Raw genomic sequence first — 13117 nt, 5'->3', positions numbered from 1 at the left:
TTAAAACAAATAATTATGGCAAATGTAACTAAACCTGTATTCAAAGAAAGATACGGGAATTTTATTGGCGGTAAATTCGTAGCTCCTGTAAAAGGGCAATACTTCGATAACGTATCGCCAGTAGACGGAAAAGTATTTACTCAAGCAGCTCGTTCTACACAAGAAGATATAGACTTAGCTTTAGACGCAGCACACGAAGCGTTTCCTTCTTGGAGTACTTCATCTGCAACAGAGCGTAGCAATATGTTATTAAAAATTGCACAAGTAATGGAAGACAACTTCGAATACCTTGCAACTTTAGAAACAATTGATAACGGTAAACCAATCCGTGAATCAAGAGCAGCAGATATTCCTTATTGTATTGATCACTTCCGTTATTTTGCAGGAGTTATCCGCGCAGACGAAGGAAGTATCTCTGAGCATGATAAAAACACAGTTAGTATCGTATTGCATGAACCTATTGGAGTTGTTGGAGAAATCATTCCTTGGAACTTTCCAATGTTAATGCTAGCTTGGAAAATTGCTCCAGCTTTAGCAGCCGGTTGTACTGCAGTTGTTAAACCAGCCGAACAAACTCCTACAAGTGTTATCATGCTAATGGAATTGATAGGCGATGTTTTACCTGCAGGTGTATTAAACATCGTAACTGGTTTTGGAGCAGAAGCGGGTGCCGCTTTAGCAACATCTAAGCGCATTGCTAAACTTTCATTTACTGGTTCAACAGAAACAGGACGTAAAGTATTGCACAATGCAGCTGAGAACATTATTCCAGTAACAATGGAATTAGGTGGAAAATCTCCAAACATTTTCTTCCCATCAGTAGCAGATCACGACGATGATTTCTTTAGCAAAGCAATCGAAGGAGCGTTAATGTTTGCTCTTAATCAAGGTGAAATTTGTACAGCTCCAACTCGTATATTAGTACACGAAGATATTGCTGATCGTTTTATCGAAAGAATGCAAGAGCGTTTAAAAGCGATAAAAACAGGTAATCCATTAGATCCTGAAACAATGATTGGTTCTCAAGTTTCTAAACCACAGTACGAAAAAATTCTTGACTATATCAAAATTGGTAAAGAAGAAGGTGCTGAAGTATTAGCTGGTGGAGACGCTGGTAACTATGAAGGAGAAATTTCTGAAGGATATTACATCCAACCAACAGTATTAAAAGGAACAAACAACATGCGTGTTTTCCAAGAAGAAATTTTTGGGCCAGTTGTAGCCTTAACTACATTTAGTTCTACTGAAGAAGCTATTGCTATTGCAAATGATACTCCTTACGGATTAGGGGCTGGTGTTTGGTCTCGTGATGCTCACGAATTATTCCAAGTTCCACGTGCTATTCAAGCGGGTAGAGTTTGGGTAAACCAATATCATACTTATCCTGCTCACGCTCCGTTTGGTGGAGTAAAAGAATCAGGATTTGGTCGTGAAAACCATAAAATGGCATTGGATCATTACCGTGTTGTAAAAAACATGTTGATCTCTTACGACAAAAAACCAATGGGATTCTTTTAATTAAGAGCATTGTTAATTCATAAATAAAAAGGCTGTCTCAATTTTTTGAGGCAGCCTTTTTTAAGTTGTTTTTATGAATACATCCGTCGAGGCAATCTAGTCAATTGAGTTCTGTGATATTAAAAATTCAATATGTTTTCTGCTTTTCTTTTTTTTAATTTCCATTTCTCTTTTTATAGCTAACGACCGGGAGTCAAACGTTTCAAAGTAAACAAGTATCCAATCTTTGGCGGTTTTGGTAAATTTACTTCTGCTATTTAAATGGTCATTAAGCCTAGTTTCAATGTTTTCACAAGAACCAGTGTAGTACTTATTTAAGTTTTAGAGAAAATAATATAAGTGTAAAACATAGCTCTAAAATAAAAAAACTCAAGCCGTCTGACTTGAGTTTGTGTTTTGTGGAGAATATCGGATTCGAACCGATCACCTCTTGCCTGCCAGGCAAGCACTCTAGCCAAATGAGCTAATCCCCCAATTCTTTCGCAAATATAACATTATTTTACATTCAAAAGACAAATAAAAAAACAACTTTCTGTTCTGATAAAAGGGTGACATTCTTCATAATAATTTTAACTTTACAATAAAAAATAAAAATGACTGCATCAAATAACTCCGGTTCACTCACTACGATAATTAAAGATAATATTGCAACGGTGCAATTTGGTCATCCGGCAAGTAATTCTTTTCCAAGGCAATTGTTAAACGAATTAACAGCAGAGTTAAACCAGCTGAGTACTAATTCCAGTGTTTCTGTGATTGTTCTGCGAAGCGAAGGGGCAGGTGCTTTTTGTGCCGGAGCTTCTTTTGACGAACTTTTGGCAGTATCTAATCAGGAGGAAGGAACGCTGTTTTTCTCTGGGTTTGCTAATTTAATAAATGCCATGCGAAAGTGTTCTAAAATAATAGTAGGGCGCATTCACGGGAAAGCAGTTGGAGGTGGTGTAGGTATTGCCGCGGCCTGTGATTACGCTTTTGCGACCATTGATAGTAGTATCAAACTTTCGGAACTTGCTATCGGGATTGGTCCATTTGTGATTGAGCCTGCGGTAAGTCGAAAAATTGGTAAAACAGCAATGACAGAGATGACGCTTGCGGCTACCGAGTGGAAAGATACAGATTGGGCGCAAGATAAAGGGCTTTACGCCAAAGTATTGGAAAATCAGGTAGAATTAGATATTGATATCGCTCATTTTACTACAAAGTTAGCTTCTTATAATCCAGAAGCTTTAGCGCAAATGAAAAAGATAATTTGGGAAGGAACAGAAGACTGGGATGTATTACTGCTGGAGAGAGCCGCGATATCAGGTGAATTGGTATTATCTGATTTTACCAAAAAGGCTCTAGGTCAATTTAAAAAATAATAGGAAATGAGAATTACAGCTCTTGTACAACAAGTAAATATAGCCGAAAAAATAAAAGATGCGACTGACAGTAGTTATCAGATAGGAGTGATTATTGGTTCCTTTATTCCATTTGTTGTTTTGGTGGGACTAGCTTATTGGATGTATGCTTCTGCAAAAAAAAGAGACAAAAACGGTTAATTTTTCACTAAATTTGCAACCAAAATTATACGGAAATGAGCAATATCAGAATTACAAAAAAATTTAGTTTCGAAACCGGTCATGCGCTTTATGGGTATGATGGCAAATGTAAAAATGTTCACGGACATAGTTATAAGTTGTCTGTAACCGTTATTGGGAGTCCTATCGAGAACCGTAATGACGTAAAGTTTGGAATGGTGATTGATTTTACCGACTTAAAAAAAATTGTAAAAGAAGAGATTGTAGATCAGTTTGATCATGCCACCGTTTTTAATGAAACTACTCCTCATGTGGAATTGGCGCACGAATTAAAGAACAGAGGGCATCATGTTATTTTGGTAGATTACCAACCTACAAGCGAAAATATGGTAATTGATTTTGCCCAACGAATAATTGGTAGATTACCAGCAGACATAAGACTTTTTTCTTTAAAATTGCAAGAAACAGATTCGTCTTTTGCCGAATGGTACGCCAGCGATAATTTGTAATTCAAAATTGATACTTCAGCTTCATGCATTTAGCCAACAATAAAAAAATATACTTTGCCTCCGATCAGCATTTCGGCGCGCCAACGGCAGAACTTAGTTTACCAAGAGAAAAGCGATTTGTGGCTTGGCTTGATGAAGTAAAAGAAGATGCCGAAGCGATTTTTCTGTTAGGAGATTTGTTTGATTTTTGGTTCGAATATAAATCGGTTGTTCCAAAGGGATTTGTTCGGGTTTTAGGGAAATTAGCGGAAATTAGAGACAGCGGAATTCCAATCTATTTCTTCGTTGGGAATCACGATTTATGGATGGAAGATTATTTCCAAAAAGAATTAAATATTCCGGTGTTTCATGATAATCAAGAATTTACTTTTGGAGGTAAAACATTCCTTATTGGGCATGGAGACGGAAAAGGTCCTGGTGATATGGGGTACAAACGAATGAAAAAAGTGTTTACCAATCCTTTCTCCAAATGGCTCTTTAGATGGCTACATCCGGATATTGGAGTCCGTTTAGCACAATATCTTTCTGTAAAAAATAAATTGATATCCGGCGACGAAGATGTTACCTTTCTTGGAGAAGACAACGAATGGTTGATTTTGTATTCAAAAAGAAAATTGGAAACCAAACATTACAACTACCTTATTTTTGGACACCGCCATTTGCCGATGAAATTGAGTGTAGGAGAAAATTCAGAATACGTCAATCTGGGCGACTGGATCAGCTATTTTACTTATGGAGTTTTCGATGGAGAAACTTTCGAAATAAAAAAATATGAGAATTAATTCATTCCCTCACCGTATAAATAATCATCTAGATTAATTTTAAACAAAGTACCTTCTACTAGGTCTTTTACCGAGTTTAACTCTTCCATGGAAACGGCTAAATCAATTTGAGAGCAAGGTGTTTTAAGTAAAAATTTGTGGCATTTATTTTTCAGGGCACAATCATCACAGCAGTTATTAATAATATAACTTTCTTGAATGCAACACTGAAATAATTTCAGTTCATGTCGGCTAAAATAAAAACCAGTTTCTCTAAAAATCAATTGGACTTTATCAGTTAATACTTCGTCCTCTTTTCTCCAGTAGAAAGAAGTACCGGCATCATTATAATATATCTGTTTCATTTCTTGCATGAGTCAATCGTTTGAAACAAATATAATAATTATTTATATTTAATCTAAATAAAAATAAAATAAAAAGTCGGTAACGAACCTCAGGATTCAATACCGACTTTTTATTTTAAATGGAATTATGACTCCTCTTTTTCCTATTCGTCACTGTTTTTTGTAAATCTATTTTACGGGGTTGGAGTCTAGTTATAAACTCCATCAAAATATTCGTCTTCAACAATCCACTTCCCTTTTATTTTCTTTAATATATATATCTGTCTCCCAGATGAGCCACCAAGAATAATCGAATAGGAACTAAAACAGAGAAGAGCGTTTTTATTATTTGAAAACAATACTGGGCGGCTAATTATATACCCTTTACTAGATCCTTGTAAGTGTTCTGTAACCTCACTGTCAGTGAAATTCATAGGGTATTCCATGATTGGAACATTTAAGTTTTCGAAATCTGTTTTTTTCCAATAATAGGTAATCGTGTCCTTATTATATAATTTTTTTAAGCGAATCAGAGTAGTGGTATTAAGTAGCCAATTGTTCTTGTCTTTTAAAGGCTGGCTTAAGTAGTAAGTCAAGTCCCTCCTGTTGTATGCATATTCGTAAATTGATAACGCTGATTTTTTAGAAAGTGCTTTATTAATTAGAAAAACCTTTTCTGTATCATTCTTATGTTTTTCATTCAAAAAATTTTCAATGATTTCGTTTTCTAATTTTGTAGTAGAACACGATATTAGTAAAAATCCAACTAGAGAAAATAATAGGTAATTTTTCATGATTTATTTATTTATAGGGTTTTCCTATGGGATTTTGGTCTCCTCTAGAGCTATTATATGCTTCTGCAACAATTCTATTCTCAATTCTTCCTCGAGCAGCATATTTTTTGTCGTTTTGATCATTTTGATAATTTCTTTTATAAATAGATGTACCCACTAAACCCTCTGGTGCTCGTTTGCAACGAGTACCTACTTACTTTTTAGCACTAAATATTGCGTTCATAACGCGACTCATTTACCACTATGGTTCAACATTTACCGAGTCATTGACTTTTACTTACATTCCAGGTTTAAAAAAAAAACACTTTTATACCTTAATTAGTTTTAATTATCCGAGTTGCAAATGCTACAATTTGTCTTTTCAATATATGTAGGTACTCGCCGCAGGCAAGTACCAGAACGAGAAGACAAACGAGCGCCAGCGGGATTAATTCATTATATAATCCCTTGTTTCATTGACTATAATCCATTTTCCTTTTATTTTTTTCATTATTGCAATTAGCCGCGATGGGAAGCCTGAAGAGTTTGTATCACCAATAGAAATTTGAATGACAAGATATTGTTTACTCTTATAATAAATAGGCTCTGATAGAGTAAAAATTTGAATCACGGGTTCTCTAGGGTAAAGTACTTTTTGCATTTTTAAGTATACATCTTCCCAATTTTCAAAAATGATTTTATTGTAAGTGAAATCTTCAGGATCCCAAAGTGTATTTGTAAAATTTTCTCGTTTATAAGTCGAAGTTTGATCTTGATATTTTTTTTTCATGATTTCAAAGTCTTTTTCATTATATAATGGTTCGGGAGCGCCTCCATCCCGTTCAACAAAATAACCTAAATTATCTTTGATTATATTGCCTTTGAATAACCTTAGAATTTCACTTACGTTTGTTTTTTTCTTAACAATAATAATCTCTTTATTTTTATCCTTAATTACGGATGATAAATAATTATTAACTGCTTCAAATTTTTCTTTTTTCTCGCATTCTAAATCATTTTTAGTCTGTGAAAAGGCATTAATATAGATGAAACTTATGAGGATGTAAATTATTGTGTTTCTCATGATATGATTATTAATTACACGGTTTTCCTATTGGATTCTGTTCGTTAGTAGTATCAGCGTCTATGCTTCTTCCAGATTGTTCACATGCGTATCTGTTTTCAATTCGTTTCCTTTCAATTGTACCCACGGGGAATTTCACAGCGAAACTACCTACTTACTTTTTAGCACTAAATATTGCGTTCATAACGCGACTCATTTACCACTATGGTTCAACATTTACCGAGTCATTGACTTTTACTTACATTTCAGGTTAAAAAAACACACTTTTATACCTTACTTTGTTTTAATTATCCGAGTTGCAAATGCTACAATTTGTCTTTTCAATATAGGTAGGTACTCGCCGCAGGCAAGTACCAGAACGAGGAAACAAACGAGCGCCAGCGGGACTCACGGAAGTCTTGTGACTAGTACTTGTTTCATCTTTTAATAAAAATATCCAGCACACTAAATAAGATATTACAATCAAGCCTAACAAATCAGTTAGGCTTTTTTTATGCAAGTATCATTATCACAACCATGAATGGGATCGTCACACGGGTGAATAGTTACCTTTTATCTAATTTGATAAATCCAATCAACTTCATATATAATATATTTTTCTGAGGACAGTTTTTCTATTATAAATACTATAGAATTATAATGGCTCAATGAAAGTGGAATTTTTCTACCATTCTCTTTTGATAGATTCAAGTGTTCATTAAATTCATCTTTTCTTAATTGACTAACTGTAACTGTTTTAATCTTCTTTATTTTAGAACTAGAGCAAGTATCTATTCTATGAATGTTTTTGTTGTACTTAAATGTCTGATAGTCAATATAAAAAATAATTGTATTTGAATCGTGAATAATTTTTTCACCTTTGTTTAAGGATATATATCTAACTATTTTAGGGTATTTTTTAGTTTGTTTTTCTAGGGTATAATATTTTTTAGTTTGTGAAAAAATAAAATGTGAAAAAAAAATAATTAATAAAAATAATCTTCTCATCTTAATTGCAGTTTTTAGTTCCATTATGAAATATGTTTAAGAGATTTGATTTTATTCTTTCTTGCTCTTCAGTTGTCAGATTGTTCCATGCAATTGAATTAGTATTTTCATCTATTACCCTTAAACCTGCCCATGCTAAATCTTCATAAATTTGTCTAGGAAAAGTATTGTTGTCAAATGTTTGGGCTATATCTGCAATTGTGGATCGATAATGTTGAGCCATTAAATTATGGTTATAATCTGGATGAGCTCTAGCGTAATAATAATCGTATAATCCTGGAAAATTGTCACGTAATGAATTAACAAAATTAATATTTTCTTCTGTTGTGTAGTTGTTTGTATTTTTAATAAATTGAGAAACAAAGGCACCATTTATTACCTTATAGCCATTAACAAAGTCGCCATTTAACTTTGATATAATAATAATCCCAGAAAACTCTTTAGTCTGTGCTTTTTCATCAGCTATTCTATTAAATAAAAATGGGAGAATTACATCTTCAACCTTTACCAAGAACACTTCGGTACTCATCTTCCTGTACTTAGTAGTCGCCTTAAAAACAGGCATAGCTAAACTCGTGTTCTTAATATACTCAAAAATTAAAGAAGCATTGTCAATTTTTAAATCAAGATTGTTCTTTGTTTTAGCAAACAACTCTTTTGAAGAAGTGGAAGAAAAGAAATTTGAGGCTTCATCAGCGGCTATGGCTTGGTATTTCATGCTGACAATGTTGTCATGCAAATTATCTTTAGTACAAGAAAAGAGCATTAGCGCAAGGAATAGCAGTAAAAAATGGGGGGGTAAATAATTTTACTTTCATAGTATGATTTAAAATTAGTGTTTTTTCGAGTAAAAAACATCATTTTCAAACTTACAGCTAATTTACTATGAATCAAATACCCAGTTTTAGTGATATTTCATATTATTTATCTTGTAACTAAAAGGTAAAAAGCCGGCAACGAATCTCAGGGTTCATTACCGACTTTTTATTTTAAATTAAATTATGACTCTTCTATGTCTTTTTGTAAGTCTATTTTAGGGTAAGGAACATCTTAATTTTATGATTTTATTCAATTCTAACAGCTGCCACAACTTGAATATATTCTGATTTATTTCTTTTTGTCAAAAAAATAATATAATTGTTTAAAAAAAAGGCTAGTTTATAATCGTCTAACTGTGGTTCCTTATTTTTATCATAGTATTTAGAGGATCGTATAAATTTTTTAAGACATAGGTTTTTTTTTGGTTTTAGATTATTTAGGACTTTTACTTCTTTAAAGAAAAAAGTACCGTAACTAGCGCCACTTCCATCTTTTATATAAAACTCGTTTGGCATTTCAACAAGTGTTCTAATGTATTTATTGTTATAATTAAAAAAGAGTGTGTCTTTTTGTTTTTCTTGAGCCTGTAAATTAGGGCCTATAAATAGAGATAGTAAAAGGAGAATTGCTGTTTTCATATTTAAAGTTTTAAAATTTTATAATCTAAACTAGGTATGGAAATTTCAATACCTAGTTTGGATTTTTTTTACTATTTAGTTGGAGGAGGTAGGGCAAGGTACTGTTTTACTTAAATTAGGAACTCTATTAGCGAGTGCTTCTATAGCAGCTTTTTTTTCTGCAGGTAAACCTACCCAGGCTTTAACATTGTTGTCTCTAAGTCCGCTCCAAGCCATAGCCTCATAAAAAGCATCAGTAGGCGTTGCGCCATAGTAACTAGTGTATTTATTATAATCATCTGTAAGCACATTTTTATGAAATGCTTTATATAATTTAAAATTAGTTTTTTTTCGTATAAAAAACATCGTTTTCAAACTTACAGCTAATTTACTGTAAATAAAATACCCGTTTTTAGTGACATTTCAATTTAAAGAACAACGCCCTTTTTATTTAAAATAGAAAAGGGTTTTATTATAATGTTTTAAGGTTTAATTATGGATATAATCATTAAGATATCCATAAAAAACATATTTGTTTTTTTCTTTCTTCATGATAATTACTTTAGTATTACTACCACTATACAGATAGCCTATGTCGTATGAAAATAGGAGGTATTTTTTATTCCAATAATACAATGGTTCTGACAATTTTATAATCTGATAAGCACTTTCTAGGTTATTGAGGTAATTTTCATAATAAACCCTGCTATATAATATTTTGCTGTTTTCTAAAGTAAAATTATATTCTTTAAAATCGGCTTTTTTCCAATATTTTATAATTGTATCATTGGCATAAGTGGTATACATTTTCTTCCAATGTTTTGAATGGAATGTATCATGCGTGCGATTTTTTGGTGTATAATGATCTAAACCATCATTGCCATTAAAAAGGCGTAAGGGTTCAGTATTACTTATTTTATCCTTTTGAAGTACATAAATTTTGTGTTTGTCCAGTTTTTGTGTTTCCAAGAAAGTTAGAATTGACTCATAATTTTTCAGGTAAGGGGAAGCGCAAGAAAGCATAAAAAGAGGAGCTATAAAAAGTATTTTTTTTATTTTTTTCATAATATGATTTAGAATTAGTGTTTTTTCGTATAAAAAACATCGTTTTCAAACCTACAGCTATTTAATTGTAAATCAAATACTCAGTTTTAGTGGTATTTAGGGTGTGTAAAAAATAATTGCAATTTACTCCTGATTTTCATGTTCTTCTAAATCTTTTCTCAAATCTAATTTTCTAAAAGAGGGAGAAATGATTCCTGTAAATGCCACTATTATAAGTGTCATGCTTCCGCCAAAAACAACTGCGGTAACCGTTCCCATTAATTTAGCAGTAACACCACTTTCAAAAGCACCCAATTCATTTGAAGAACCTACAAACATTGAGTTTACTGCCGAAACTCTACCGCGCATATGATCTGGAGTTTTTAGTTGTAGAATCGTTTGACGGATTACTACTGAGATACCATCGAATACACCACTAAAGAATAATGCCAATAGCGATACCCAGAAAATTGTAGAAAGTCCAAATACAATAATACAGATTCCAAAAGCAAATATTGCTCCTAATAGCTTCATTCCTGCATTTTTACTCAAGGGAACATAGGCTGTAATGATCATGGTCAAAAAGGCTCCTACGGCTGGGGCGGCTCTTAAAAAACCAAACCCTTCCGGTCCCACTTTTAGTATGTCTTGTGCAAAGATGGGCAACAGCGCTATAGCTCCACCAAAAAGAACAGAAACCATGTCAAGTGTAATCGCTCCTAAAATAGTTTTATTGTTGAATACAAATTTTATTCCTTCGGTTAAACTCTGCATCACAGGTTCCCCTATTTTTGGATTTAAAATTGGTTTTTTATCTATTTGCGATAAAGCCAACAATGCAAAAACAGAACAGGCGAAAACAGAACACATTGACCAATGTACACCAATCAAAGTGATAGAGAATCCAGCAACTGCCGGTCCGACAACCGAGGCAATTTGCCAAACAGAACTACTCCAAGTGGCTGCATTGGGATATACTTTTTTAGGAACGAGCAAGGATAACAACGAAAAGATGGTTGGTCCTAAAAAGGCTCGAACTAATCCGCCAAGAAAAACTAAAAAGTAGATGGAATACAAAATCGTTTTTAATGCATAATCTTGTACTACTGCCGGCCAGGTCAATAAAAATAGCCCAAAACTAATAACCGAAAAAGCCAAAATGCATTTCACTAACAGTCCTTTTTTTTCTTTCTGGTCTACAATGTGACCAGCAAACAAAGCCATGGAAATAGCGGGAATCACTTCCATCAATCCAATAATACCTAATGAAAGTGGGTCTTTAGTGATGCTGTAAACTTGCCATTCTATGACAATGAATTGCATTGACCAAGCAAATACCATGGCAAAACGCAATAATAAAAAAGTATTAAATTCTTTATAACGCAGTGCTGCGTAGGGGTCTTTTTTTATTTTGGGTGTACTCATTACTTAATGTTTTTTAATCTCAGTTGAATCGAAATCTTACCGTTCCATTCATTTTCATCAATGCAATACACCGCTTCGAAGGGCTTCTGATTTGTAGTTAATTCCATTTTATTTCCTAGTCCGAAACCTATGGCTGGAATACCTTCGGAGCTGTTCTGTTTTACAAACAGTTTTAAATGGGCATCATCTTCACCAAGTTTTTTAGCGTAGCCGGTGTCTTTTATGTTTTTTGTTAGAAATACAGGAGTCATGTTTAGCGGACCAAATGGTTCGAACTGTTTTAATATTCGGGTGAGTTTAGGGGTAATATCTGCAAAATCTATTTCGGCATCTATCTCAATTTCTGGAATCAGCATGTCCGGATGAATCGTTTCTTGTACCTGTTTTTCAAAGGCTTCTTTGAACAGGGAATAATTTTCTTCTTTCAATGTCATTCCGGCGGCATACATATGTCCTCCAAATTGCTCCAAATGTTGTGCACAGGCTTCTAGCGCATTATAAACGTCAAAACCTTTTACGGAACGGGCCGAAGCGGCGTATTTATCACCACTTTTGGTAAAAACCAAAGTAGGTCTGTAATAAGTTTCAATCAATCGGGAAGCCACAATTCCTATTACGCCTTTGTGCCAATCTTCTTGATAGACGACAGAGGTAAATCGTTCTGTTTCTTGGTTTTCTATAATTTGCGAAAGCGCTTCTTTGGTGATTTGCTTGTCTAAATCTTTACGATCTGAATTGTATTGTTCAATTTCTGAAGCAAATTGCTGTGCTTGCTCAAAATCAAATTCTGTTAATAATTCTACCGCATGATTTCCATGTTTGATCCGTCCCGCGGCATTAATTCTTGGTGCGATGATAAATACAACATCGGTAATATCTAAGGTTTGTTTTTTGACTTGATGAACTAAAGCTTTAATTCCCGGTCTTGGATCGCTATTGATAACTCGCAATCCAAAGTAGGCGAGTACGCGGTTTTCACCGGTCATCGGAACGATATCGGCAGCTACTGCGGCGGCAACCAGGTCGAGATAGGAGGTTAAATCTTCTACTGTCTGTCCTCGGTTTGACCCTAGTGCCTGAATTAATTTAAATCCAATTCCGCATCCACACAATTCATCATAAGGATAGTTGCAATCGTCTCTTTTGGGATCCAAAATAGCAGCAGCATCGGGCAATATTTTTCCCGGTCTGTGGTGATCACAGATGATGAAATCGATATTTCTTTCTTTGGCATATGCCACATGATCGATGGATTTTATACCACAATCTAAGGCGATGATTAGCGAGATGCCATTGTCATCGGCAAAGTCAATCCCTTTAAATGAAATGCCATATCCCTCATCGTAGCGATCCGGAATATAGGTGGCAACATTAGGGTAATATGTTTTTAAATACGAAGATACTAGTGAGACAGCGGTTGTTCCATCGACATCATAATCGCCAAAAACAAGAATATTTTCCTGATTTTCAATGGCTAATTCAATTCGAGCCACCGCTTTTTCCATATCCTTCATCAGGTAGGGATCATGCAAATGGTCTAATGACGGACGAAAGAAGTTCTTAGCGTCTTCGAAAGTTTCAATCCCGCGCTGTACTAATAAGGTAGCTACAAAATCTTCCACATTTAAGGCTTGCGCCAAATGCTTGATTTTATCTTCGGAAGGTTTTGGTTTTATAGTCCAACGCATGTTTTTTTGTTTAAAGTTTCAGGTTTCA

General features: G+C 34.0%; 16 protein-coding genes and 1 tRNA gene. 5 read left to right on the top strand and 12 right to left on the bottom strand.

Features of this window, described 5'->3' with window-relative positions:
• Positions 1–15 precede the first annotated feature (15 nt).
• Positions 16–1518 carry an aldehyde dehydrogenase family protein gene (locus BLV35_RS13030; protein ID WP_091090943.1) on the top strand — a complete coding sequence of 501 codons (1503 nt, stop codon included), beginning with the start codon at positions 16–18 and terminating at the stop codon, positions 1516–1518.
• Between the two features lie 96 nt (positions 1519–1614).
• Here BLV35_RS13030 and BLV35_RS13025 read toward each other — a convergent pair whose 3' ends face one another.
• Complete coding sequence (locus BLV35_RS13025) at positions 1615–1803, bottom strand: GIY-YIG nuclease family protein (protein ID WP_245712061.1); 189 nt, start codon at positions 1801–1803, stop codon at positions 1615–1617.
• 114 nt (positions 1804–1917) lie between these two features.
• Positions 1918–1991, bottom strand: a tRNA-Ala gene (locus BLV35_RS13020).
• A 120-nt stretch (positions 1992–2111) separates the two neighbouring features.
• Here BLV35_RS13020 and BLV35_RS13015 point away from each other — a divergent pair.
• From BLV35_RS13015 to BLV35_RS13005, 4 genes are read left to right on the top strand one after another with little or no spacing between them, the layout of a single operon-like run.
• Positions 2112–2879, top strand: coding sequence for an enoyl-CoA hydratase/isomerase family protein (locus BLV35_RS13015; RefSeq protein ID WP_091090940.1), 768 nt, complete (start codon positions 2112–2114; stop codon positions 2877–2879).
• A gap of 6 nt (positions 2880–2885) precedes the next feature.
• Positions 2886–3059 carry a hypothetical protein gene (locus tag BLV35_RS19305; RefSeq protein ID WP_176980622.1) on the top strand — a complete coding sequence of 58 codons (174 nt, stop codon included), beginning with the start codon at positions 2886–2888 and terminating at the stop codon, positions 3057–3059.
• 35 nt (positions 3060–3094) lie between these two features.
• A complete protein-coding gene (locus BLV35_RS13010) occupies positions 3095–3547 on the top strand; it encodes a 6-pyruvoyl trahydropterin synthase family protein (RefSeq protein ID WP_091090936.1) in 453 nt (150 codons plus the stop codon).
• 23 nt (positions 3548–3570) lie between these two features.
• On the top strand, positions 3571–4329 hold the full coding sequence (locus BLV35_RS13005) for a UDP-2,3-diacylglucosamine diphosphatase (RefSeq protein WP_091090931.1): 759 nt from the start codon (positions 3571–3573) through the stop codon (positions 4327–4329).
• Here BLV35_RS13005 and BLV35_RS13000 read toward each other — a convergent pair.
• The 10 genes from BLV35_RS13000 to recJ form a co-directional block, all read right to left on the bottom strand.
• Complete coding sequence (locus tag BLV35_RS13000) at positions 4326–4682, bottom strand: hypothetical protein (RefSeq protein ID WP_091090927.1); 357 nt, start codon at positions 4680–4682, stop codon at positions 4326–4328. The genes BLV35_RS13005 and BLV35_RS13000 overlap by 4 nt on opposite strands.
• Before the next feature lie 179 nt (positions 4683–4861).
• A complete protein-coding gene (locus BLV35_RS12995; RefSeq protein ID WP_091090922.1) occupies positions 4862–5446 on the bottom strand; it encodes a hypothetical protein in 585 nt (194 codons plus the stop codon).
• A gap of 427 nt (positions 5447–5873) precedes the next feature.
• Positions 5874–6509 carry a hypothetical protein gene (locus BLV35_RS12990; protein ID WP_091090918.1) on the bottom strand — a complete coding sequence of 212 codons (636 nt, stop codon included), beginning with the start codon at positions 6507–6509 and terminating at the stop codon, positions 5874–5876.
• 552 nt (positions 6510–7061) lie between these two features.
• Positions 7062–7520, bottom strand: a complete 459-nt coding sequence (locus BLV35_RS12985; RefSeq protein ID WP_091090915.1) for a hypothetical protein — start codon at positions 7518–7520, stop codon at positions 7062–7064.
• Positions 7498–8214 carry a hypothetical protein gene (locus tag BLV35_RS12980; protein WP_091090911.1) on the bottom strand — a complete coding sequence of 239 codons (717 nt, stop codon included), beginning with the start codon at positions 8212–8214 and terminating at the stop codon, positions 7498–7500. The genes BLV35_RS12985 and BLV35_RS12980 overlap by 23 nt, the downstream gene beginning before the upstream one ends.
• Positions 8215–8560: 346 nt before the next feature.
• A complete protein-coding gene (locus BLV35_RS12975) occupies positions 8561–8953 on the bottom strand; it encodes a hypothetical protein (protein WP_091090909.1) in 393 nt (130 codons plus the stop codon).
• A 75-nt stretch (positions 8954–9028) separates the two neighbouring features.
• Positions 9029–9298: a hypothetical protein gene (locus BLV35_RS12970; protein WP_091090906.1), complete on the bottom strand. Its 270-nt coding sequence runs from the start codon at positions 9296–9298 to the stop codon at positions 9029–9031.
• A 123-nt stretch (positions 9299–9421) separates the two neighbouring features.
• Entirely contained in the window at positions 9422–9997 is a 576-nt protein-coding gene (locus tag BLV35_RS12965; protein ID WP_091090903.1) for a hypothetical protein, read from the bottom strand.
• 123 nt (positions 9998–10120) lie between these two features.
• On the bottom strand, positions 10121–11401 hold the full coding sequence (locus BLV35_RS12960; protein WP_091090900.1) for an MFS transporter: 1281 nt from the start codon (positions 11399–11401) through the stop codon (positions 10121–10123).
• Positions 11401–13089, bottom strand: coding sequence for a single-stranded-DNA-specific exonuclease RecJ (gene recJ, locus BLV35_RS12955; protein ID WP_091090898.1), 1689 nt, complete (start codon positions 13087–13089; stop codon positions 11401–11403). Before recJ ends, BLV35_RS12960 begins: the two co-directional genes overlap by 1 nt.
• Positions 13090–13117: the final 28 nt, after the last annotated feature.

Origin of the sequence: Flavobacterium gillisiae (assembly GCF_900107635.1) — a bacterium.
GTDB lineage: Bacteria > Bacteroidota > Bacteroidia > Flavobacteriales > Flavobacteriaceae > Flavobacterium > Flavobacterium gillisiae.
The sequence above is the reverse complement of the archived record's forward strand: the minus strand, read 5'-3'. Positions and strand labels throughout refer to the sequence as shown.

What these genes read in the sequence shown, in the direction of transcription:
- BLV35_RS13030 (WP_091090943.1), top strand. Translation starts at nt 16, where the DNA reads ATGGCAAATGTAACTAAACCTGTATTCAAAGAAAGATACGGGAATTTT.
- BLV35_RS13015 (WP_091090940.1), top strand. Translation starts at nt 2,112, where the DNA reads ATGACTGCATCAAATAACTCCGGTTCACTCACTACGATAATTAAAGAT.
- BLV35_RS19305 (WP_176980622.1), top strand. Translation starts at nt 2,886, where the DNA reads ATGAGAATTACAGCTCTTGTACAACAAGTAAATATAGCCGAAAAAATA.
- BLV35_RS13010 (WP_091090936.1), top strand. Translation starts at nt 3,095, where the DNA reads ATGAGCAATATCAGAATTACAAAAAAATTTAGTTTCGAAACCGGTCAT.
- BLV35_RS13005 (WP_091090931.1), top strand. Translation starts at nt 3,571, where the DNA reads ATGCATTTAGCCAACAATAAAAAAATATACTTTGCCTCCGATCAGCAT.
- BLV35_RS13000 (WP_091090927.1), bottom strand. Translation starts at nt 4,682, where the DNA reads ATGCAAGAAATGAAACAGATATATTATAATGATGCCGGTACTTCTTTC.
- BLV35_RS12995 (WP_091090922.1), bottom strand. Translation starts at nt 5,446, where the DNA reads ATGAAAAATTACCTATTATTTTCTCTAGTTGGATTTTTACTAATATCG.
- BLV35_RS12990 (WP_091090918.1), bottom strand. Translation starts at nt 6,509, where the DNA reads ATGAGAAACACAATAATTTACATCCTCATAAGTTTCATCTATATTAAT.
- BLV35_RS12985 (WP_091090915.1), bottom strand. Translation starts at nt 7,520, where the DNA reads ATGGAACTAAAAACTGCAATTAAGATGAGAAGATTATTTTTATTAATT.
- BLV35_RS12980 (WP_091090911.1), bottom strand. Translation starts at nt 8,214, where the DNA reads ATGAAATACCAAGCCATAGCCGCTGATGAAGCCTCAAATTTCTTTTCT.
- BLV35_RS12975 (WP_091090909.1), bottom strand. Translation starts at nt 8,953, where the DNA reads ATGAAAACAGCAATTCTCCTTTTACTATCTCTATTTATAGGCCCTAAT.
- BLV35_RS12970 (WP_091090906.1), bottom strand. Translation starts at nt 9,298, where the DNA reads ATGTTTTTTATACGAAAAAAAACTAATTTTAAATTATATAAAGCATTT.
- BLV35_RS12965 (WP_091090903.1), bottom strand. Translation starts at nt 9,997, where the DNA reads ATGAAAAAAATAAAAAAAATACTTTTTATAGCTCCTCTTTTTATGCTT.
- BLV35_RS12960 (WP_091090900.1), bottom strand. Translation starts at nt 11,401, where the DNA reads ATGAGTACACCCAAAATAAAAAAAGACCCCTACGCAGCACTGCGTTAT.
- recJ (WP_091090898.1), bottom strand. Translation starts at nt 13,089, where the DNA reads ATGCGTTGGACTATAAAACCAAAACCTTCCGAAGATAAAATCAAGCAT.